Below are 21687 nucleotides of genomic sequence, written 5' to 3'. Positions count from 1 at the left end.
AACTTTATCCATCACCTTTTTCCATCCTTTCCCGTCATTCCGGTCAGAGCAGAGAATCTCCCCCCTCTTGGTCAGCCATTGATGCAGACAGACCGGAAGTATCATGGCCAAATAGCCGGAATAAGGCCCCGGATTGAAGAAAGAACCTGTCAATACATACAAGGAATGGTTGGACACAGCATAACCATAAAGCTGCCTCAATCCCCAAACAGCCTCAATGCCCCCCAGCATTACCAATACCCACGAAACCGGTATAAAAAGAAAATACCTTTTTTCCATCATCAATCCAGCCATCAACAGACATCCTGCAACTACCAATGCACTTTTATCGAAATAGAGCCATTGCCCTATAACATCAGCTACAGGAAGTCCGGAAGAAACGTTACATGCCAAAGACAATAAAACTATACAAGCAATGTAGACCAAACTTCCAGTCAATAGATTACGTACATTATTCATTCTATCTATCAAATATTCAATAGTATTCTATAATTCACCAAAAGATTTGTTTCCCGTCTTTATATTCAAAAATCCGTTCATCTTTACCGGCTGTGTGATTCTTCAGATAAAATAAAGCACCTTGAAACCCTGAATAGACAATAGAATCTGACACAGCCATTTGCCGCCCGACAGAATTCCATTTTCCTCCACCCCAATAAAACAATTCATACAAATTACCTTTATAAATAAAATTCACCTCATTACGAGGAGTATACACCACCTTCTCCACACGATGGGGACTTCCAAAGTCCATCCCGGTCCATCCTCCATCCGGATGTATATAATCAAATGAAGTATCCGGATTACCGTCAAATGCGTTCAAATATTCATGTGTATTGTCTTCAAAACTTCCCGGAGTACCTATGATTTCCCCATATAGAGGTATGGTATCTTCCGTATTCTCATAAAAAGCCAGTTCCGAGATATTACAGAAACATCCGTCAGCACCCTTATAGCGCATATACCGATACGGTTTATCAGACTTCAACCGGGCCACAGTATATAGCCGATACGGAGCCTCCTTTATCAAAAGTAGAGTATCCTTCCGCCCAAAGTCTGCCCGGTCGCTTCCTTCCACTACTCCCCCAATCATCCGGTCATTGAAAAGAACACTCAAAGTAAGATGGCACTTCCTATACAAGACCAATTCCTGCTTTTCAGCTTCCGGAACAATGAACCGTATCTTTCCGGTTTCACGCTCCAGAAGAAAAGGAGAAGATACTGCAGCGTATTCCTTTCCGTTCCAGGCAGCCAGCGTAAAGACCGCCCCGCCTCCCACATCCTCAAAACGAGCCTCCCGCTTTTTAAAGAAAGTATATCCTATAGGTTGCCATTGTAGTCTGTTGGCAAGGCACAAATACACCATATCCCCCTCACGAAACTGTCCGGAAAGCAAAGAATCCGGAAGAGCTACAGTCCAATTCCTGCTACCGGTATAAAGTGCAGTGACATCGCGGAAGAACGGACGTCGGAATGCCGGGTAAACATCGGAATATTTCCCCAGTTTCCGTACCGCCTCCTTATCAATACTATAGGTTGCCCGGTACATTTTTCCCCTCGAAATGCTATATTCTTCCGCTTTGCTCCATACTTCTTCATAAGGAAGATTTGCAATGTATGTCTTTCCTTCCTTATCCAAAACAAAATTCCAGAAATGAGAGGCATTGTTGTCTCCTAATACCATCACCCTATCTACTCCGCACGGAATGCCCAATGCCCGCAACACATATATCATGGCATCCGTAAACTCTCGGCAACTGCCCGTATGCCATTTCAGTACATCCGGTCCCAAATGAGGCCCCACCGGAAAAAGAGCCGTATTCCGGTAGTTCGCTTTCCGCAACGTATCCATCAACAACTGGGCGGCAACCTTAGGATTATCAGCCTCATCTGTCTTCCTGAATTCATCCAAAATCGGGCTATAGCACTCATAAATTTCTTTGCGCCAGAGAGAAAGCGGCTCATCCCCTATTCTATAAGGCAATATATATTCGCAGAAAGTATCAAAATCAACATGCTTTCCCCAAGGTTGCTCCCGCCAGACTTTGAATGCCCATTCTATATGATTGACCAAAAAAGCGGAATCCACCGTCATAATGTCCCTCTTATAAGTCAATTGATTTATAGAAAATTCTCCATCTGCTCTTTTCAAGGAATCAATCAACTCTTGCACATGCCTGGAATAAGGAAATGAAACGTATTCACTGAAATACTTCCTGTAATTCTCCAAGGCCTTTCCCTCGTAAGCACCATGAAAAGGCATATTCTCTATCAGAAAACAAGCAGCACGATATTTGTCACCGTCCTCTTCCTTGTAACGGTCCAGTACCTTTTGCAACTCCGCACGGTTATCACCGGCAAGATTCAAAGCTGTGTCCAGCCACTGATTTTCCGAAGAACAAGCCATAAACAGACCTGCTGTAAACCATACCCATACACACCAATGCTTCATATCACTATTCCATTTTTTCTATTCCAATCTGAAAGGCAGTCCAATCAATCCTTACAATCCGATACAAATACCTGCTTACCATCTTCCATATGAAATATCAGTTCTTCTTCTCCACGGGTACTGTCATGCAAATAGAGCAAAGCTCCCGATGGTATCCCGTCATATGGCAGAAAAGGTTTTTCTGCCATTTTCTTCCCCAATGAGTTCCAACAGCCCTCTCCCCAATAGAAGAGTTCATAACAATCCCCTATCCTGACAAAGTTATCATCGTTACGGGGCATATACATAAAATTGTCTATAGTAACAACCTTTCCAAAATCCACCGTTACACTTGCACCGGGTTTTGATGAAATGAAATACGACAACGGCTCATTATCATAGACCTGATGGGCAAAAGTACCCACTGTAGCCGGAGCATCTCCCCAACTGTCTATAGGGACAATTTCTTCCTCTCCTTTATAAAAATGCATTTCGGCAACTTCCGCATATCCCTCTGCCGAAGAACAAAAACGGGCATAGCGACCCCTTACCGGTTTCTCAAGAATAACGTGATTATAATTGATACCGGGCGTATCTTTCACAGTACACAACAACTCCGCATTTTTAAAATCCTTATCACAAGCCGCCTCAAAATGCCCGTCTTTTATCCCTCCCATATAATTCCTGATACGTTCCGAAAGAGGGTATTTCCGATACAATTCAGCAGAATAGCACTTGGAGGTATCTGCAACATAAGGATGTATATCCTTGCCATCAAAATAAAAAGGATTTCCAATAGGGCGATACTGCCCGTTTGCGAATGCCAACAATATATAAACCTGCCTCGAAGCCAAATTCCTGAAAAGCGCTTTTCCACTTTCTACCTTAGTAAAATCTATTCCCCGCCACCCATAAGCACTGAACAACCCCACATAAACATAATTCCCGTCCATCCCTTCTACCGGCAGTTCCAGATTCGAATCAAAATAATTATCCGACACTTTTCTTGCAAACACATCCTTAAAAGCAGCCGGTACGGACTGGTTCCGCATAAAATCACCATCCATGTCCCATTGCCTGCCAAAACACCGGCGGTAAACCACGCTCGGGCGCCGACTGTCAATATAGAAACTTCCCCGTTCCGGCTTCCGGGAAGGGAAAGTAAAAGGAAGGCAGACACCCGTTACATCCCTCACCACATTCCACACATGCCCTTTTCGTGTTTCCGCATTGAAAGTATAGAAATCATAGGCTACCGGGACGCCGATGGCCCGCATCACATAAATCATAAAATCACAAGCATCCTGACACTTGCCGATACGATTATGCAGCAGGTACTCTCCTCCCAAATGCGGATAGTTAAAGACCCACGTAAACCGGTAAGGGTCTTCCTTCTGCAAATACTCCCAAACTACGCTAATCGCCTCCACTACATCGATACCCGTATAAACCTCGTCCAGCAAAAAGGAATAACGGTCATGGTATATCTGCCGCCAGTTGTCCGGAGTCTCATTTCCGATACGATAGGGAAGCAGCCATTCACAGAAATCTGCAAAAGAAAGGGAAGCATTCCACGGACGCTTTTTCCAACCATCAAAAGCCAAATCAATGTTATTTATCAAGAATTCAGCCCTTATATTCAGTACATCCGGTTTTCTCTGCAATCCGGAAGGGGTATAATAATCCCAATCCGGTACGGCAGTATCCTTCAGCATCACCCCATAAGCATCTGCCGAAGCCAGCACTGTTTTCAAAGAATCCAGTTCTTCACCTTCAAGGGCATAGTGATAAGGCATATTTTCTATCAAGAAACAAGCGGCTTTATATTTTTCAGGCTCATCTTTATAATGTTCCAGTACCTTTTCCAGTTCGCCTTTGTTGGTTGCAGCACACTCCAGTGCGTACTCCAATCTGCCGGAAGCATTGCAAGCCTCCAATATCCCGGCAATCAATAATATCCAGAGCAATTTAAACAGAACTTTCATCTTAGTCTATTCTTTTAAAGATACGTTTCCATCTCATTTTTCCAGTATTCGGGCTGACGGACTTCCATACCAGCCATGCCCTTCCCACTATAAATGGTTCCGGCAGTAATCCCCAGTAGCGGGAATCTTTTGAATTCACCATCTTGTCACCCGAAACAAAATAATAGTTCTCACAGAAGCGGTAATTGTGTATCACACTGTCCCCCAGCAGAACCGAATCTCCATGCAATGTCAGTTTCTTTTTCTGTTCCCACTCTATCACGTTCCGATACAGCAACCGTGTTTCCGGATTCATTCCTACCACGCTGCCTTTGGCCGGTATATAAAGAGGCCCAAACTCGCTGATAGTCCACCCATTACAGCCACCATCGGGAAAGCTCTTAAGAACAAGGCCCCGTTCCTCCGTCATGCCCGAAGATATCAATTTACCTAATTCCTCCTGCGCCTGCACATTTCCTGCGATACCATCAAATCCGGACACACGATAATGTGTATTCCTTATCTCCAACGTATCACCCGGCACGGCGATACAGCGCTTCACGTAATACAACATCACGTCCAGCGCAATGCTGTCCCACCTGCCCGGATAAGGAAAATTGAACACTAGTACATCATTCCGCTGAAAATTTCTCCATCCGGACATACGGTGCATCCTCACCTCCTTTTTCTCCACGGCATCAAGCACATTGAATAGGCGTGCTCCACCCGAACATTTATCCACCAGAATACAATCACCCGCCAGCAACGACGGTTCCATCGAGTCCGACGGTATCTTGAAGGAGGTCACCACAAACACCTGCAATACTATCAGTATCACAACAAGCAGGCACAGACAGAATAATACGTTTGTTATTCCATTCAACCATTTTTTCAATTGCAGCCGCTCCTTCATCCCATCAATCAGTTATTTTGCATCCCCACTAATCTTCAAAACCAACGGAGAATTTTCTGTATTGCAATATACCGTTATCGTCTTGTCGAAGTGCTCCGGATGTTCGGCTTTATAAACCACTTCCAAAGCTATTTCCTTACCCGGTAATGCCGGTTCCTTTGAATAAGCTACGGTAGTACAACCACAAGAAGTGGCAACATCTTGTATAACCAATGGTTTGTCACCCACATTCTTCAATATAAAAGTTGCTTTTTGTTCCTCCTGCCAATCAAAACGACCCAGCGAAACAGATATATTGCTGGCATCCACTTCTGTTTTTATCACTTTACTTTCATCTCTTCGTTCTATCTTCTCACCTTTAATAATCTTCAGATAGAGTTCTTTCACTTTAGGATTATAAATTGGATTACCAATAGCAATAACCCTATTATTTCTATCTAACAAAAAAGTTTGAAAATTCATATTAGAAGGAAATTTATTCAATTTATTAAACTTATTATTTTTATCTATATATACCGAATGATTAAACCGTTCTCTCTTTAACAAAAGCCGTATTTCATTAAGCTTATATGGCTGAAAAACAAACTGAAAATGCACAGTATTCGGGAATATAGAATCAACATTTACTGCAAAATCTTGCCATTGTGATAAACCCAATTTACAACTCATACAACCTATCGAATCTATATAGGTTATTATCTTATACATACATATGGAATCTGCATTCAAAGTATCTCGACCTTGCATAAAAAAATGCATATCATTAGGATACAATATTTCACGTCCTTTCCACTCTTGCATTAACTTTACGAGTATTTCTCGATCCTTATTTCCACAAGAAATAAATAGTATAACTGACAGAGAAATATATAAAATACGATTCATAACTACAAATTCAACGAATATTTAACCAATTCTACTTCCTCTTTATCCATTAAAGCATATATTGTATCATCTGAATCTGATACACAAAAATTCATAATTGGAAAATCTAAGACAAACTTACATATAGGAGTGGCATCCCAAGCTAGCTGATAAATAATTTTTCCATTAAAAGCCTTTACACCAACTTCCTTATAACTATTTCCTGAATACAGTAGATAAACATACTTCTCTGTAGCATAAGCTTTAATAAAAGCCATTTTATTAGCTACACTCATTGGGGCCGACCTAGTTGTACCTGTATCTTCTGTTTTATATTCAGGGTATCCTCCTACAAATTCAAATGATTTATCTATATTATCTTTATTTACAGAATACAATGAAAATATAGGTGCTGACCCTATAGCAAAGACAAATCGATTCAATGATTTATTAGAAGATAACGTTCCTTGATAAGCCATTCCTCTTAAACGATTTTTAACTTCTTTTTCTTGTTTATCACGATAAGGATACTCGTAGTAATACCTACTTCCAATATGCTTACCAGTAAGACTAAACATATTATTTTCATAAAACCCTAATCCTAAATATGTATCATATTGAGTTGGGCATATATTTAAGCTCATCAGACTATCCTGCATCAACACTGGAAATTGAATGTTTCCTTGTTTAATTTGCCGTAGATTCATTTCCACTAGGTTCCGCTTATAAACATCATATACCCCAATTAACGAATCTCCATACAAAGAGCACAAAGAAAAAACCTGAAGGAATTCATTATTACCTTCCCCTCTTTTTCCAAAATGATATACAGAATTATTATCTCTTAAATCTATTAATGTAAATATACTATCATTTATATCATCATAGATAACAACCGATGAATCAGCATAATGAATAATATATGGTCTCCCTAAAATTAATTCATGATTTAAGACATTCGCAGAAGTAATTTTACGCATCTTTGTAAATGAAGCATCAAATTTTCTCATTTTTTCATCATAATTTGTACATGATGAAAATGAAACTACTAAAATTAGAACCAATAAATATTTCATAATAAAGAATAAAAAAATATTAGTATATTAACATATAATCAAGAGAATTCTCTTCTTTGTTGTCTTTTATTTAGAATAACAAAGAAGAGTTCTCCTGAATTATTTTCTGTATTTATCCAATAAAATGAATTACTAGAAATACTGACGATACCCTCTTACAAAAAAGCCATCATAATCTACAAAACATGTACGATCTGTTTGAATACAAAATGGACCTATTATAATCTCTGCACCAGACGCCATAGCATCTACATTCTTTAACAGCAACTCACATATCTGCTCAGTATCTTCTACAGTATGCAATCTTTCTACACTGATTAAAGAAAACAGAACAACAAACAATATTAATATTTTTTTCATACTATTTCTTGATTTATATTTATTAATTAAACATAGTGTATAAGCGATTGTCCTTTACATCCACCCCATCCCCAATCTTTACAGATACCAATTGCATATATAGCACAACCATAACAATCACCAGAACCTTCACCACCATCTGCTAATGCTTCTATATTAGCCAATGCCAAATCAGACATAACATCTGTTTTCTGATTTGCATAAACTCCATATCCTGCAATCGCTGCAAATGCTGCAACAAAAGCTATCTTAATCATTTTCTTCATACTACTCTTCAGTTTTATTAGTATAAGATTATTCTTTTTTTATCATTTACCACAAGCATAATGCTTGCGTACCAGAATCAAGATATAAAAATCTTGGAGAACTCTTTTCTTGCCATACCTATCGAAATGGCAGAAAACACACTCTGTTTTCAATTCAAATTACTATCTTTGCCTCGACCTCCTTTCTTGGTGGGTTATGGAACGGACGGTACGAGATGCACCAACCAAACGTGAACCGTCCGTTCCTCTCCATCCATATTATAGTTTACTTTATTTCATACTATACTCTATTATCGGATCATCTTTATTCACATCCGTTGCCAAGATTATTCCTTTTTGTTCATCTACCGATATGCCATAAACATAATGATCTAACACATACCTGCAGAGAGGTTCGCCGGTCAGACTAAAAACATAGATATACCGTCCTCCATCCGGCAAATAGACACCTTGCTGTACATTTTGCGCAATTTCCTTAAAAGAGCGCCCATGAAAAACCGCATAAATGGCACTGTCTGCCACTTGGACATCGCTAAATCCCATGATACCCGTAGGAATACCATAACCCTGAGAAATCTTAAACTCCGGTTCACCGTGCGGACCAATGCGTACCACATGCGTACTATCTTTCAAATTAAAGACTTCAAGTACTTCGCCCAACTGGGTAACTGCTGCCAGCACTCCATTTCGGGGATTATAGTCGATGAAGCTACGCCATGCCTGAGCCAATGCAGGACGGGCATTCTGTAAAGCCTCCGCGTTGGCTGACGGTATTTGACCGGTTCTGCGCAATAATTTCCCTTGATAGTTTACCCAGCAAAAGCGGCTACTGCCAGATCCGTCCGGAACAATGAAGGTAAAGTCGTCAACCATCACAAAGTCTAAAACGCGAAGCATGTCAGCATCCATATTTATCACTTTCTGAGGAACGATTGAGCAACCCGACGAAGTAAAATCATACTTGGTTAATACGGACTTACCAGCATCAAGTCCCCACAGAGATTGACCATGCCATCGGATATTTTCAGCAGAAAGCATCTCTTCGGGAGCCTCGCCCCGCTTGCCGAACGAAGCAAAATAGCGGAAACCCGGATAGTGGAAAACATGGCAAAAGTAGTCCGTGCCATGCAAATCCATTACCACAGCCTTATCACCCTGCACCCGAACGCGGAACGGATAACGGAACAAAGCGGTGTCCAATGGCTGCACCCTCGCTTTCAGCTCGATTGTTTGCGGAAAATCCATGTAGGCAACAGAAGTTGCTACTTTTTTCTGTGTACAAGAGGAAAAGGACAGTGCGGATAGGCTAATGAGGCAGGCTATAATAAATTTGCACATGAGCTACTCCTTGATTTGTTAAAGGACAAACTATTGAACCACTCCCAAAACATTTGCTATCATCCCCACTCTCACCAGCAGCCAATGCCTCTATATTTTCCAATAGCAAATCATCTAGCTTTTCCGAATGACTAATTTGAACATAGCTTAAAAACGAAATGGCACTAATTGCCAAAGTTCCTAATAGCTTCACCTTGCTTTTCATAGTGTTTTTGTTTTTTGTTACACAAGCAAAGATAAAAGGATTATTTTGGCTTTTGCAAGTCTTTATTCGGAAAACGCCCAAAGTTGGGGCGTGAAAAAAAGTTCACACCCGACACACCAATATGGGTTAACATTTCATCTACTTGGAGATAACAATTTGATACCCCTTCCTTTCCGGCAGAAGAAGAATCTGAACGGAATCGTCCGCCTCAAAGAGTTTACCCAATAAACTTATTGCTTTTCTGCGGCGGCTGCCTAAATTCAAATCACTCAATGGCCAACCGCAAATTTCCGCTATTTCATCGTTCGTCAGGAAAAGTTCGGACGACTTGGCAAAACCAAGTAATAACTTCGCAGCTTGTGGCGTACAAGATATTTTTTCACCTTCATAAGTCAGTGTATGGTTGACGGAATCAAATATATACTTCCCGAACCGGTAAGTGCTCTTTGTCAACGTATCAGCCGTTTTTCTCTTTCTATACTGTTGCCCTCCTATATAAACCGCCAGTCCCAATAACAGAATGCACAAAATACAGGATAGTATCTGCAGCACATGGTCTGCCCAATCCACACAGTGCCAAAAATCAAGCAGCATATAAGCTGTCAACCTCATTGTGTACATACCGTTCAAATAGTAAGTACCTAAATCATTCTGTGAAGCAATTATAGTTTCATCTCCAGTAGATAATTCTTGCACAATGCCCTTTCCCATCGGATTAACCTTCAGAAAAAGAGCACACATGACTCCGCCATACCTATCATTCATCTCAGCTTTCCACTCAAGACAAATCTCTTCCAATGGAAATTTTCCATAATAATTCAACATATCGGCTTTAAACCCTACGACATCCAACGGGAATAGTCCTTGTGCCTCTTTCAATGAATCTATTATCACTTCAAATTCACCATTTTCTGATATCGCTTTCCTTTTGGTATGCTTCTTACCACTATCAGACCCAAATGCATAGAACATCCCCAGCCCATCAAATTCCCGATTCACGACCCGTTCCGCAACCTTCCGCAGAGTTTCTACAGCAACCTCCTTAGCCACGTCTTGTCCCTGGTTGGCATTATCATATAATGCTACTATCACAGACACTGCCACCACTACAATGGCACATATCCATATCATAAGAATCTTCTTATAGCGTTTCATCTACTCCTTCCTTTCTGTTGCTTATTCATTTCTACCCATGCACTCGAAGAGGCATCCGCTTAATAGCGCCAAAGTTAAACAATAATATAAAGAAAAAAGGAAAATGACTTGAGAAAGAAGGATATAAAATCAAAACAGTTTCTTCTTCTAATCTGCTTTAGCTATTTTCCACCCGCCAATCGTCCGCGTGGAACTGTCAAAATTCACGCCAATTTTTACCACACGCCTGCCGTCTGCCCGGTAAGGGATGGCATACTGCTTGCTGTCAATCTGCGCCAACGCCTCTTCCGGGGTACCGTCGTATTTGAACTCGAAGACATAAACGGCATCCTGCAACTTCACCACCACATCCGCACGGCCTACGGAACTCTTCACTTCCGACTCCACATATTGCCCCATCAACCGGAACAACAAATAGAAAATGGTCTGATAATGCTTTTCGGTCTTGTTATCCAAATCATTGGGAATGGAGGCAAAGAAGGAACGGGTACGCTCCAGGCAGCTATCCACATCACCCTTCATCAGGTCGCGAAGGAAAGAGACGACGTAGAAGGTGTTTTCACGCGGAAAACGATGAACGTATGAAGGAAGCAGGGACTCCGTAAAACCATAACGTACCTCACTATTGGGGTAAGCCAGCTTGTAAAGGCGGAACAGCGGGTCATATCCCTTTATCGTCAGATAACCGCTCTGGTAGAGCACCGGAATGGGACTCGTTATCTGTTCCGTAGGCGCATCAAACTGCTCATCGGTAGCCTCAACACCTTCCAGAGCGCGCACATCGAAGTCTGCGTGGCGCAGAATATCTATCTCTGCAAATTGTTCAGTCTGCTGAAGATGCTCTGCTGGCTGAACTTGCTGATGCCCGTGATGAAGAGAAAACGGAGATATTGCCCCAATCCCTTGAGAGGACTGAAGAACTTGCATATCTCGTTGCGAAGCTGTTGTTGCAAAAGGGCATCGGAATTACTGTCAAGCAGAGGAGCATCGTACTCGTCAATCAGCACTACAACCGGCTTTCCGGTCTTGGCGTAGGCACGCAGGATGATGCCTTGCAGACGCTCTGCCGCCCCCTCTTCCTCTTCCTTTTTTCCGTAAATTTCTTCCCAACGGGATAAAAACAAATTCAATTGCCCCGTCAAGTCGCGCAGCTCGGTATATTTCGTCAGACTGAAATCGACGTGCAGCACCGGATAGGCCTCCCACTCCTGCTCCAGCCGTTCCATGGCCAGTCCCTCGAAAAGTTCCTTTTTCCCCAGGAAATAGGCCTCCAGCGTAGACACGAGCAGGCTCTTGCCAAACCGACGGGGACGACTGAAGAAATAGACCTTATCTGTATTCACCAATTTATAAACCAGCTCCGTCTTGTCCACATACACACAATTCCGGTTGCGAAGTTCCTCAAAATTCTGTATCCCTATCGAGTAACGTCTGCCAATCAATTCCATAGTTGCTACTGTTTTAAATTACAAGTATGACAAAGATGACACATATTCCGCAAATAAAGAAAGTACGCCCTTTTTTCAGGGCAACCGCACCCCAATACCCGTTTGTGCCCGCTACAGGAACAAGTTAAATGAAAAGTTATCGAGTATCATCAATAAAGCGACACTTTATTCGTAATAAAGTGATACTTTATCACTGATAAAGCACTGCTTTACTCGCAATAAAGTGTTGCTTTACTCGCGATAAAGTGATACTTTATATTCAGCAAAGTGTTCGTACAGCTGTTGTATGCTGATAAAGAAGACGTTGAGTTCGTCCGTCTCAACACAGTCAGAACGAAGCAAAAACTATACTTTAATGAAAAAGTCAGATAAGGTTTTGAGCGAAGCTAATGACAGAGCAAAATGATAGTTTCAGTTTTGACTTGTGGATTGTATTATTTAAGTTTATCGTATTCTTCATCCGTCACCGGCTCTAGCCATTCATTAGAAGTATCCTCACCGGGAACTTCGAAAGCAAGATGGGCAAACCAACCATCAGAAGCGGCACCGTGCCAATGCTTCACATTTGCAGGGATATGGATAACCGTACCGGGTAGAATCTCTACTGCCGGCTTGCCTTCTTCTTGATACCACCCACGACCGGCAACACCGATAAGCATCTGTCCACCGCCTTTAGTAGCGCGGTGCATGTGCCAGTTATTGCGGCAACGAGGCTCGAAAGTGACGTTAGAGACGGAAACCTGCTCGCGTGAAACGGGAGCAAGATAGCTGTTACCTATGAAGTACTGTGCGTATGCTGTGTTCGGTTCTCCAATGGGGAAAATCATTTCACGCTGGAACGCGGCTTTGGTATCTTCACCGGCGGTGTCCTCTGCCCATACGCCTTTGGCCAGATTAAACGCTGCCCACGCTTTGGGCCAACCGGCATAGAATCCGATATGGGTGATGATTTCGGCAATCTCCGTACGGGTGATGCCGTTCTTTTTTGCCGACTGAAGGTGGAACACGAGCGAATTATCCGTGATTCCCTGACTGATAAGAGAGGTAATAGTTACTAAACTACGGTCGCGCAGACCGAGTTTGTCGGTGCGGCTCCAGACCTCGCCAAAGAGGACATCGTCGTTGAGCTCCGCAAATTTAGGAGCAAACTCACCCAACTGGATGCGTCCTGCTGTCTGTACTATCTTTTCCTGTGCCATAACATTGAGTGTTAAAATGCTGAATACTGAAATTAAAAAAATCTTGTTCATAGTCGTTCTATTTATTGCATGAAGTTATTGAGTTTGTTAGCTGGGTCACCTTGCAGGGATTCGACAGAACTCCTAAAATTGTTTTTGCCATACGCTATATTACTCTATTTTTCTTGTTAAACTTCTGATGATAAAGGTACCGCGATAGCACAAGCGAAGGTGTATATGATTTACGGATATTTGTACCCGAATTCCCGATTATACCGCAAGAAAGTTCAAGTTCATCAGATGAGTATAGTAAGACTGGCAGAAATCCCACGAATAATCCCACGCATGATTTGTTTTTAATCGTTATTCTCTGCCGATACAGAAAACAAAAAAAGCTCTGAAATTCAAGAATTTCAGAGCTTTGCTTTAATTTGCTATTTGCTTTCGCGGTGCGTACGGGACTCGAACCCGTGACCCCATGCGTGACAGGCATGTATTCTAACCAACTGAACTAACGCACCATTATTTCATTTCTTTGTTGCCATCTCTCTCGATTGCGGTTGCAAAGGTAGACAAAATTCTTATATCTGCAATAGATTGAAAGAAAAAAAATCATCTTTTTTTTAACAAAGCTTGATTATAAGAGATTTATGTTACCTTTGCAAAACTAAATTAATATTGAAATCATGAGAAATACTCCTATTGAACGTAAGTTGATAGATGAAACTATCGCAGATTTTCATATCACAGACTTTGCCAAAGCAACCATCCGTGAAGTAAAAGCCATTGCAGCCAATGCCGAAGCGGCATCGGGTGTGGAATTCATAAAAATGGAAATGGGTGTACCCGGACTCCCCCCCTCAACCGTCGGCGTACAGGCAGAGGTGGAGGCATTGCAGAATGGTATTGCCAGCCTCTACCCGGACATCAACGGACTTCCCGCCTTGAAAGAGGAAGCAGCACGTTTCATCAAAGCCTTTATCAATGTAGATGTAGCCCCCGAAGGTTGTGTACCAGTTACCGGCTCCATGCAAGGAACTTTCGCTTCATTTCTCACATGTAGCCAATGCGATGAGAAAAAGGATACCATTCTCTTCATCGATCCCGGTTTCCCGGTACAGAAGCAGCAGTTGGTCGTGATGGGACAGAAATATGAAACCTTTGACGTATATGACTACCGTGGCGACAAGTTGAAAGCGAAGCTGGAAAGTTACCTCAGCAAAGGCAATATCTCCGCCATCGTCTATTCCAATCCCAACAACCCCAGCTGGATTTGCCTGAAAGAAGAAGAGTTGCGCATCATCGGCGAACTGGCAACCCAATATGACGTCATTGTGCTGGAAGACCTCGCCTACTTTGCCATGGACTTCCGCCAAGACTTGAGCAAACCGTTCCAAGCGCCTTACCAACCTTCTGTGGCACACTATACGGACTATTACGTGCTGCTCATTTCCGGTTCCAAAGCTTTCAGCTATGCCGGTCAACGTATCGGTGTCAGCTGCATTTCGGACAAACTGTATCATCGGGCCTATCCCGGGTTGACACAACGCTACGGCGGCGGCACCTTCGGCACAGTATTCATCCACCGCGTACTCTATGCGCTCTCCTCCGGCACCAGCCACTCTGCGCAGTATGCTCTTGCCGCCATGCTTAAAGCAGCCAATGAAGGTCAATACAACTTCCTTGATGAAGTGAAAGTATACGGTGAGCGTGCCCGCCGCCTGAAAGAAATCTTCTTGCGCCACGGTTTCCACTTGGTATACGACAATGATTTGGGTGATCCCGTTGCCGACGGTTTCTATTTCACCATCGGTTATCCGGGCATGAGTAGCGGAGAACTTGCGCGGGAACTAATGTACTACGGTGTAAGCGCCATTTCGCTGGTGACCACCGGAAGCCATCAAGAAGGATTGCGTGCCTGCACTTCCTTTATCCAAGACCATCAGTACGACCAGTTGGACGAACGTATGGCGATTTTTGCCGAGAATCACCCCATCCAATAAAAAATATCCCTATATAAATAAGGTATCTCTACCAGTTGATGCCGGTATCCCACCACAATCGGGTACCGGCATTGTCATCCCCACCCAGTGCCTCTACCAAAGCGGCATACTGCTCGGCATTCTCCGTCTTCAGTCCGCCGGGAAAGTTCAGACGGCGAATCATTGTCTCAGTATCTATGCACCCGTCTTTACTGTGATTAAAGCGTACGGGGAATAGCCGGGGATACCCCGTCCGGCGCTGTTCAGCCCAAGCCTCACACCCTTCGGGAAACATGGCAATCCATTTTTGGGTAATAATCTTCTCCAGTTTCGTATCCCTATCCGCTGACTCCAGCCAGCGTGGCGAAACCTGACAACGGGCGGTAATATCATTCTCCATATCGTAGGTATCCACAAAATCGGCAGGCAACAAGTCGCTCTCCAGATAAGCATCGGACTGCAAGATGCCATACTGACGGAAAGAAGCCATTACCCCTTCTTCATAGCAGGTTTTCACCGACTCATCGGTCCATCCCCGTAGGGCAGCCTCGGCACGCAGGAACCAGACTTCTGCTGCCGGCATCAACACTGCATCAGTCTGCTGGGTGACTTTCAATTTTGAGAGTGTATTATAATAGTTATGTGCAAAGCATGTACCCTGACGAATGCCGCGATACTCGCCTGCAAACTGTTCATTCTGGCAAGTGGCAAAATAGATTTCACGACGGGGATCTTCATATCCGTTCAGTATGGACTCCATCGGCGCTCCCATATAAGCTTCATTCCAAACAAGGTTTATCTCGCCCAACGGATTGGTATATCCACTCGCCGTGGAAACCGCCACCGACTCGTCCGCCTCCCGAATGACTCCGTATTCATTATCCATCGCTTTACGGAATTCCGTTTTTGCCTTCTCCGGACTGGCTACCGCAATGCGCATGGCAAGCCGCATCCGCAACGAATTGGCAAACTTTATCCAAGAGTCATAATCACCGTCCAACAACATATCGAAACGCGCAAACTCCGAAGCTCCCGGATGCTCGACAATATAATCGGAAAGTACAGCAACAGCCGTATCGAGTTCACAGAAAAAGGCACTATAGACCTCTTTCTGCGTGTCAGGCATATAACGGGCTTCGGGATCGGCAAAATGACTATACACAATAGGGCCGTAATAGTCCGTGACACGGTGCATCACTTCCACCTTCAGTATCTTGGTAATGCCGAAAAAGGCAGGCATACGGTCACGTGTGGCATTCTCCGACTGATATATCTGCGGGAAAACATACTCATAGGTATGTCCCCACATGGCGCTGTTCCATCCATCCTGCAAGTTGTAGTCCGAATTGTGCGAACCTCCATTCAGAGGCTTGGCATCGTGCATGTAACCGCTGAACATGTCGGCATTCAAATTCTGGGTCAATTGAAAAGGCCAGTTCTTCCCCTTTCCGTAGTCGTAATTGAAATAGATGCCTTGCTGGATGATTCCAAGACGGATGCCATGTTCGTTATAGTCGGCCTGCAAGTCCTCGTCCGTCACGCCGGACTTGTCCGTATTGATTTCCTTAAAGTCTCCCGTACAAGCCAGAAACACGAAAACCATGCCAATCAGTACTATAATCCTCTTCATATCAAGTCTCCCTCCCCCTCTTAAAATTCACACTTCAAAGAAAATCCCCAACTACGCGTGGTAGGCATACCGTAGACTTCAATTCCCTGGTTATCGTTGCCCGTAGAGAGTACCAGGTCAGGGTCGAAAGGCGCCTTTTTGTAGAAGAAGAACAAGTTGCGTCCCGAAAAGGACAGTTGTGCCCGCTTGAGGACTTTGGTCTTTTCCATCCAGGCAGCAGGCAGTTGGTAGCCCACGGACAGCTCACGCAGCCTGATGTTCGTGGCATCATATATATAATATTCCGTCACCCCGGCCCGTCCGCCTACAACATTCTTATAAAATCCTTTCACATTATCTATCCGGTTACCTTCAAGCATTACATAACCTTTGTCCCTGGCCCGGGCCGTGACTTCAGAAACGCCATACATATCCATATCCGCCTGCGTCTGGGACAAAATATCGCCTCCAAAGCGACAATCCACCAGAAAATAGAAAGAAAAATTCTTGTAAGACAGCATATGATTCCAGCCCAGCATCAGTTTTGGATTGGCATTGCCCACTTTCACCGTATTGCCATCACCTTCCACCAAAGGCATGCCGGTATTGTCTCCTTCCGTGCCGTAAACGATATTGCCCGCATCGTCACGTACAAAAGCTTTTCCGTAGATGTCACCGATAGAGCCCCCTTTCACCAATTTCATGGCATAACTGGACGAGAAGCTGGTAGGACCGTAAAGAAACTCCTTCAGCGCTTCGTGCAGTGAAATTATCTTGTTGCGGTTGGTGGAGAAGTTCACCTCTGTTTTCCACTTGAAATGGTTTGTCAGCAAAGGAACGGCATCCAATGAAATCTCCCACCCCACATTCTGTATATCACCCGCATTGACATAACGGTAGGCATATTTATCGCCCGACAGAGTAGGAAGCTTGAAGAACTGGTTCCGGGTATTCGTCTTATAGAAAGTGGCATTCAAACCAATGCGGTTCTTTAAAAAACGCGCTTCTATACCCGCCTCAAAGGAGTGCGTCATCTCCGGTTCCATATCCTTGAACGGCGCGGCATCACTTGCCAGGAACTCTCCGCCCGCCGTGATATGCGAGGAAGGATTTGTGATGAACATGGGAATATCATTGCCCACCATGCTGTATGCCCCCCTTATCTTTGCCAGTGACACCCATTGGGGTAAAGTCATCAGCTTATTGAATATCAGCGAAAATCCCACGGAGGGATAGAAGAACCCGCTTTTCTCATGAGATGTATAAGCCAGCGTGGAAGACCAGTCATTACGGGCCGACAAATCAAGATAGACAAACTCGTTGTAGCCCAGTTGTGCCGTCGCAAACAAGGACTGCAATTGGCGCCGCGCATCAATCTTCTGGTCCAGCCCGGCAGAACCATTCATGATGATATTGGCCAGATTGAACACATTGGCATATTTCAGCGAAGCTGTTTTAGAGTCATAGCGGGTGGAGTTCACAGTCTTGTCATTGATACTGACACCGAGCGCCGCGTTGAGAGAGAATGCATCCCACTGCTTTTTCATCATCAGTATGGCGTCTCCGTAATATTGGGTTTCCTGATAGTCCATCTCGATATAACGCCCATTGGCTCCCGCCAACGCCGGAGCGGTAGAGGCATAGAACTGCTGGCGCACCTTGTCGTTAATATAGTCTACATTGCCACGGGCCTGCAGGCTTAACCAATCGTTTATCTTCAGATTGGCGGATAAGGAGACTATGACATGCATGCGGTTCTCCTTGCTCAATATGCGATTGGTAATCCAGTAGGGATTCTGCTCAAAATCCTCGTAAGAGGTATGCCAATTCTGTATGTTCAAGTTTCTACCCTCATCATCAACCTCGAAGTTCTCCTTATAATAAGCAATATCCTCACCCCGTGGAAAACGGTAGAGCCCCACCAAAGGATTCATGTAGAAACCACCCACGGTAGGCTTGTTCTTCACCACCTGGCGCATCAGGTTCATACTGCCATCTAACTTCAGACGGGAATTCAATAGAACGGAAGTCTCTCTGAAAGTGAGGTTGTGCTTCGAAAGGTTATGTTTCCCAATGATGCCATGCCCCGTAGTATTAGCATAGGAGAAATAGTTCTGCAACTTCTCATTGCCGTGACTCAAGGAGATGGAAGTTATGGAGGTGACACCAGTAGAGAAGAAGTCTCTCAGATTATCGTATTCGGGAAGGTTTGCCCGTTCTCCCCAACTGTCCACACCGTCACTTACTCCATAGCGGTTCTGCATCTTGGGTAGCGCAAAAGCATTGTCGAACATTAGGCTCGTCGAGAAAGAAACACTGCGCTGCCCGTGCGACTGCCCCTTCTTTGTAGTAATCAGTATCACCCCATTGGCAGCCTGGCTACCATACAAAGCTGCCGCGGGAGCTCCTTTCAGGATACTGATACTCTCTATATCTTCAGGATTCAGATTGGAAATGCCGTCTCCTCCGTCACGGTTGCCGGCATTGGCCGTTCCGCCTATGGCAGAGTATGCTTGCTCGGAAGTGGAGTTCAGAATGGGAACACCGTCTATCACATACAGCGGTTGGTTGTCACTCGCCACCGAACGGATTCCACGGATACTGACTTTGGCTGAGGCTCCCAGACCGGAAGAAACCTGATTGACACGCACACCTGCCGACTTGCCGGTCAACGAAGTAATTAAGTTGGGCATTTTTACTCGCGTCAACTCCTCGTTTTTTATTAAATCTGTGGCGTAAGAAAGAGAATTTTCTTTCTTTTCGATACCCAAAGCGGTAACAATAACGTTATCCAGCTCTATCATATCTTCTCTTAGTGTGATATGAAAGGTCGAATGTCCTTCCACCTCAATATCCTGGGACATGTAGCCGATAAACGAAACACGAAGCACTGCATTATCGGCAACCACCAGAGTGAATTTTCCTTCCGAATCCGCTATCGCACCATTGGCAGTTTCTTTCTCTTGAATAGTGGCACCGGCCAACGGAAACCCGCTTTCATCCAGCACACGGCCACTTATCGTCACTTTAGAAAGCTGTATTTCAGAATGTCCCGGACGCTGCATACGCTCCATAAAATCCTCCGGGCAATCCGTCCATCCTATAGAAAACAGCCCTAAAATTAACGTATATAATGTAGTATATTTCATTGCATTAAATTGCCAATTACTTGCAAACTTAAGTATTTTCTCCGAATAAAAAAAGCCATAAAATCTGAGAAAAGAAACTTTTAAAATGAAAAACAGCGAAGAACTTTGGTTTATTGTGGAATATTATGTATATTAGGGGCATGTATAGCAATATAAATCTATTCAAGATAGAAACAAACCATGTGGTTCCTGCCCAGGGAAAGGTCTTGATTTCCGAACCCTTTTTGTGTGACCATATGTTTGGACGATCCGTCATTCTACTGGTGGACCATACACATGACGGCACAATGGGACTGGTTCTGAACAAACCGCTCCCCCTATTCTTGAATGATGTGCTGAAAGACTTCGACTGCCCGGAAAGTATACCTATCTATAAAGGAGGACCACTCAGCACAGATACATTGTTCTATCTGCACACGCTCGAGGGTATTACCGGAGCGCTGTCCATCGGCAAAGGCTTCTACCTGAACGGTGACTTTGAAGCCATTAAAAACTACATCATGCAGGGAAATCCCGTTCAAGGCAGAATCAGATTCTTCTTGGGATACTCCGGCTGGGAGTACGAACAACTGGGCCGGGAAATTGAAGAAAACACCTGGCTGGTAGGCAAAGAAAACATCAGTTCGCTAATGAACGAGGCGGCCAGCGGCACACTCTGGAAGAAGGCATTGTGCAAGCTGGGAGCAAAATATGAAATATGGTCGCGTTTCCCTCAGATTCCAACGCTCAATTAGTGCTTCGGAGAAGTTGCAACAGCACGACATCCTTATAGCATCCTCCTACGCGCCACCACTCCTTCAAAAGCCCGCAACGCACAAAACCGCAGGATTCAAAAAGGCGGATACTTGCCTCATTATCCACCGAGATATGGACTATCAACTGTTTCAGATACAAGAAACTGAAAACATAGTCGCACAGCAAACGCAGCGCTTCCTTGGCATAACCATTGCCCTGATACTCCTTCCGTATGGCAATGCCCACCTCTCCCCGGGCATGCATGGGAGAAAACTCTGTAATATCGATGGTACCTATCAGCGCATCATCCTCTGCACGTACAATCATCATACGCAGCTGGCGGTCGGCAAACATATCGCATTCGGAATTCTCAATATATTGTTTCAAGACAAATCTGGAATAGGGTACGGTGAAGTTCGTCACATCCCAAGTCTGGGAATCATTCTCCATAGCATACATCACTTCCAGGTCTTCCGGCTCCATAGCACGGAGACGCACCCTTTCACTGCAGAAATAAGATTTATTCATATCTTCCAGTCGGTTACATTTCTTCTTCTTTATTGATATGCAGTTCTTTACGCAGGCGTCCCTCACCCGGTAGGCAGAACAGAGAAGCCGTCAGTCCTATCAGTGCACACAGTGCACCCGTACTGCTCAACATGATATAATAGGTGAAAAAGCCTGCAAGCACCGGTATGGCAAGCAATGCCAGCCGCACGCCACTCCACAGCGCATAGAGGCGGAGGGCTTCGGGAAGCGTCACTACATCTATTTTCCGGATTAATACCCATGAAAAGAGTTTCAAGGCTATGGGTACGCAAGAGGCAGCCAGCAGAATGGTTACCGTCTCAGCCATATAGGTGACACGTACATCTCCGGCATACATACCTACCCATCCGCCTCCGGTTTCTCCAAGTAGAACGAGCAGGATGGGAAGCATCCAGAAATAGGCAAAAGTTGTTCGGACACGCGCTGCGGTCTTCTTTATTTGTTCTTCCATTTAGTAAATTGATA

At 44.1% G+C, this 21687-nt stretch carries 17 protein-coding genes, 1 tRNA gene and 2 pseudogenes; 2 read left to right on the top strand and 18 right to left on the bottom strand.

Features of this window, described 5'->3' with window-relative positions:
• The 14 genes and pseudogenes from DWZ03_RS13960 to DWZ03_RS13895 form a co-directional block, all read right to left on the bottom strand.
• A pseudogene (locus tag DWZ03_RS13960) lies at window positions 1–459 on the bottom strand (hypothetical protein); the annotation flags it as partial.
• 34 nt (window positions 460–493) lie between these two features.
• Complete coding sequence (locus DWZ03_RS13955; RefSeq protein ID WP_117963743.1) at window positions 494–2452, bottom strand: transglutaminase domain-containing protein; 1959 nt, start codon at window positions 2450–2452, stop codon at window positions 494–496.
• Between the two features lie 44 nt (window positions 2453–2496).
• A complete protein-coding gene (locus DWZ03_RS13950) occupies window positions 2497–4416 on the bottom strand; it encodes a hypothetical protein (protein WP_120130282.1) in 1920 nt (639 codons plus the stop codon).
• Between the two features lies 1 nt (window position 4417).
• Window positions 4418–5308, bottom strand: a complete 891-nt coding sequence (gene lepB, locus DWZ03_RS13945) for a signal peptidase I (protein ID WP_016272652.1) — start codon at window positions 5306–5308, stop codon at window positions 4418–4420.
• Between the two features lie 12 nt (window positions 5309–5320).
• Window positions 5321–6193 carry a DUF1573 domain-containing protein gene (locus DWZ03_RS13940; RefSeq protein ID WP_034523106.1) on the bottom strand — a complete coding sequence of 291 codons (873 nt, stop codon included), beginning with the start codon at window positions 6191–6193 and terminating at the stop codon, window positions 5321–5323.
• Between the two features lie 2 nt (window positions 6194–6195).
• Complete coding sequence (locus DWZ03_RS13935) at window positions 6196–7182, bottom strand: BF3164 family lipoprotein (RefSeq protein WP_225982649.1); 987 nt, start codon at window positions 7180–7182, stop codon at window positions 6196–6198.
• Window positions 7183–7380: 198 nt separating this feature from the next.
• Window positions 7381–7608 carry a hypothetical protein gene (locus DWZ03_RS13930; protein ID WP_008665591.1) on the bottom strand — a complete coding sequence of 76 codons (228 nt, stop codon included), beginning with the start codon at window positions 7606–7608 and terminating at the stop codon, window positions 7381–7383.
• Window positions 7609–7634: 26 nt separating this feature from the next.
• On the bottom strand, window positions 7635–7874 hold the full coding sequence (locus DWZ03_RS13925) for an NVEALA domain-containing protein (protein WP_005835269.1): 240 nt from the start codon (window positions 7872–7874) through the stop codon (window positions 7635–7637).
• A gap of 270 nt (window positions 7875–8144) precedes the next feature.
• Window positions 8145–9212 (bottom strand): BF3164 family lipoprotein, encoded by a 1068-nt coding sequence (locus DWZ03_RS13920; protein ID WP_009037140.1) that lies wholly within the window; start codon window positions 9210–9212, stop codon window positions 8145–8147.
• Window positions 9181–9417, bottom strand: a complete 237-nt coding sequence (locus DWZ03_RS13915) for an NVEALA domain-containing protein (protein ID WP_005835266.1) — start codon at window positions 9415–9417, stop codon at window positions 9181–9183. Before DWZ03_RS13915 ends, DWZ03_RS13920 begins: the two co-directional genes overlap by 32 nt.
• A gap of 138 nt (window positions 9418–9555) precedes the next feature.
• Complete coding sequence (locus DWZ03_RS13910) at window positions 9556–10572, bottom strand: transcriptional regulator (RefSeq protein ID WP_016272653.1); 1017 nt, start codon at window positions 10570–10572, stop codon at window positions 9556–9558.
• A 147-nt stretch (window positions 10573–10719) separates the two neighbouring features.
• A pseudogene (locus DWZ03_RS13905) lies at window positions 10720–12020 on the bottom strand (ATP-binding protein).
• 434 nt (window positions 12021–12454) lie between these two features.
• Entirely contained in the window at window positions 12455–13270 is an 816-nt protein-coding gene (locus DWZ03_RS13900) for a carboxymuconolactone decarboxylase family protein (protein ID WP_016272656.1), read from the bottom strand.
• 375 nt (window positions 13271–13645) lie between these two features.
• A tRNA-Asp gene (locus DWZ03_RS13895) sits at window positions 13646–13719 on the bottom strand.
• A gap of 165 nt (window positions 13720–13884) precedes the next feature.
• On the opposite strand from DWZ03_RS13895, the gene DWZ03_RS13890 reads away from it, so the two are divergent.
• Window positions 13885–15201: an aminotransferase class I/II-fold pyridoxal phosphate-dependent enzyme gene (locus DWZ03_RS13890; RefSeq protein WP_016272657.1), complete on the top strand. Its 1317-nt coding sequence runs from the start codon at window positions 13885–13887 to the stop codon at window positions 15199–15201.
• Window positions 15202–15229: 28 nt separating this feature from the next.
• Here DWZ03_RS13890 and DWZ03_RS13885 read toward each other — a convergent pair whose 3' ends face one another.
• Window positions 15230–16810 (bottom strand): SusD/RagB family nutrient-binding outer membrane lipoprotein, encoded by a 1581-nt coding sequence (locus tag DWZ03_RS13885; RefSeq protein ID WP_044467587.1) that lies wholly within the window; start codon window positions 16808–16810, stop codon window positions 15230–15232.
• 20 nt (window positions 16811–16830) lie between these two features.
• Window positions 16831–19938: a SusC/RagA family TonB-linked outer membrane protein gene (locus tag DWZ03_RS13880; RefSeq protein ID WP_120130281.1), complete on the bottom strand. Its 3108-nt coding sequence runs from the start codon at window positions 19936–19938 to the stop codon at window positions 16831–16833.
• 125 nt (window positions 19939–20063) lie between these two features.
• Here DWZ03_RS13880 and DWZ03_RS13875 point away from each other — a divergent pair, with 125 nt between their 5' ends.
• Window positions 20064–20672 carry a YqgE/AlgH family protein gene (locus DWZ03_RS13875; RefSeq protein ID WP_016272660.1) on the top strand — a complete coding sequence of 203 codons (609 nt, stop codon included), beginning with the start codon at window positions 20064–20066 and terminating at the stop codon, window positions 20670–20672.
• Here DWZ03_RS13875 and DWZ03_RS13870 read toward each other — a convergent pair.
• Window positions 20665–21201, bottom strand: coding sequence for a GNAT family N-acetyltransferase (locus DWZ03_RS13870; RefSeq protein ID WP_016272661.1), 537 nt, complete (start codon window positions 21199–21201; stop codon window positions 20665–20667). The genes DWZ03_RS13875 and DWZ03_RS13870 overlap by 8 nt on opposite strands.
• Window positions 21202–21214: 13 nt before the next feature.
• Window positions 21215–21673: a hypothetical protein gene (locus tag DWZ03_RS13865; protein ID WP_016272662.1), complete on the bottom strand. Its 459-nt coding sequence runs from the start codon at window positions 21671–21673 to the stop codon at window positions 21215–21217.
• Window positions 21674–21687: the final 14 nt, after the last annotated feature.

The sequence above is a fragment of the Bacteroides sp. AF29-11 genome, assembly GCF_003602895.1.
Classification (GTDB): domain Bacteria; phylum Bacteroidota; class Bacteroidia; order Bacteroidales; family Bacteroidaceae; genus Bacteroides; species Bacteroides uniformis.
This window is presented reverse-complemented; position numbering and strand designations above follow the sequence as displayed.

Bases quoted from the DNA above. Each gene is read 5' to 3' on its own strand.
- DWZ03_RS13955 (WP_117963743.1), bottom strand. From the start codon at position 2,452: ATGAAGCATTGGTGTGTATGGGTATGGTTTACAGCAGGTCTGTTTATG.
- DWZ03_RS13950 (WP_120130282.1), bottom strand. From the start codon at position 4,416: ATGAAAGTTCTGTTTAAATTGCTCTGGATATTATTGATTGCCGGGATA.
- lepB (WP_016272652.1), bottom strand. From the start codon at position 5,308: ATGAAGGAGCGGCTGCAATTGAAAAAATGGTTGAATGGAATAACAAAC.
- DWZ03_RS13940 (WP_034523106.1), bottom strand. From the start codon at position 6,193: ATGAATCGTATTTTATATATTTCTCTGTCAGTTATACTATTTATTTCT.
- DWZ03_RS13935 (WP_225982649.1), bottom strand. From the start codon at position 7,182: ATGAGAAAATTTGATGCTTCATTTACAAAGATGCGTAAAATTACTTCT.
- DWZ03_RS13930 (WP_008665591.1), bottom strand. From the start codon at position 7,608: ATGAAAAAAATATTAATATTGTTTGTTGTTCTGTTTTCTTTAATCAGT.
- DWZ03_RS13925 (WP_005835269.1), bottom strand. From the start codon at position 7,874: ATGAAGAAAATGATTAAGATAGCTTTTGTTGCAGCATTTGCAGCGATT.
- DWZ03_RS13920 (WP_009037140.1), bottom strand. From the start codon at position 9,212: ATGTGCAAATTTATTATAGCCTGCCTCATTAGCCTATCCGCACTGTCC.
- DWZ03_RS13915 (WP_005835266.1), bottom strand. From the start codon at position 9,417: ATGAAAAGCAAGGTGAAGCTATTAGGAACTTTGGCAATTAGTGCCATT.
- DWZ03_RS13910 (WP_016272653.1), bottom strand. From the start codon at position 10,572: ATGAAACGCTATAAGAAGATTCTTATGATATGGATATGTGCCATTGTA.
- DWZ03_RS13900 (WP_016272656.1), bottom strand. From the start codon at position 13,270: ATGAACAAGATTTTTTTAATTTCAGTATTCAGCATTTTAACACTCAAT.
- DWZ03_RS13890 (WP_016272657.1), top strand. From the start codon at position 13,885: ATGAGAAATACTCCTATTGAACGTAAGTTGATAGATGAAACTATCGCA.
- DWZ03_RS13885 (WP_044467587.1), bottom strand. From the start codon at position 16,810: ATGAAGAGGATTATAGTACTGATTGGCATGGTTTTCGTGTTTCTGGCT.
- DWZ03_RS13880 (WP_120130281.1), bottom strand. From the start codon at position 19,938: ATGAAATATACTACATTATATACGTTAATTTTAGGGCTGTTTTCTATA.
- DWZ03_RS13875 (WP_016272660.1), top strand. From the start codon at position 20,064: ATGTATATTAGGGGCATGTATAGCAATATAAATCTATTCAAGATAGAA.
- DWZ03_RS13870 (WP_016272661.1), bottom strand. From the start codon at position 21,201: ATGAATAAATCTTATTTCTGCAGTGAAAGGGTGCGTCTCCGTGCTATG.
- DWZ03_RS13865 (WP_016272662.1), bottom strand. From the start codon at position 21,673: ATGGAAGAACAAATAAAGAAGACCGCAGCGCGTGTCCGAACAACTTTT.